This window comes from Acinetobacter sp. TUM15064, from assembly GCF_008980265.1.
In the GTDB taxonomy this organism is placed as follows: Bacteria; Pseudomonadota; Gammaproteobacteria; order Pseudomonadales; family Moraxellaceae; genus Acinetobacter.
On record NZ_BKFU01000209.1, the window covers coordinates 1 to 462 of the forward strand.

The window sequence follows — 462 nt, forward strand, 5'->3', positions numbered from 1 at the left end:
TTAGGGTGAATCAAAGCAGTAAGAAAGACACCAAGATTACCCAGTTTGGACGTGTTCTGAGCACTCTCAATATCGATATCATTTTCGCTAACTCCCCTCAAGCCAAAGGTCGTGTAGAACGAGCGAATAGAACACTTCAGGATCGTCTGATTAAGGAGATGCGTCTAGAAGGCATCAGTTCAATTGCAGATGCCAATAAGTGGCTGCCGTGCTTTATTGAGCAATTTAATCGTAAATTCGCCAAGATGGCTTTTAATTCCAAGGATCTACATCGGCCTATCGCTGAAACAGCCGAAGAATTAGATGATGTTTTTACCTGGCGTGAACCCCGCAGGGTCACGAACAGCTTGACGATTACTTATGATAAATGCGTATATATCTTGGAAAACAGCGAAGAAAATCAAAGATTGGGCGGCAAGTATCTTGAGTTCCTGGAATATCCGGATGGTACTGTAGCCATTG

Annotated in this window: 1 pseudogene; it reads left to right on the forward strand. The window is 43.3% G+C overall.

The annotated features are described in order from the left end of the window. Window positions 1–462, forward strand: a pseudogene (locus GBI16_RS18455) (integrase core domain-containing protein); the annotation flags it as partial.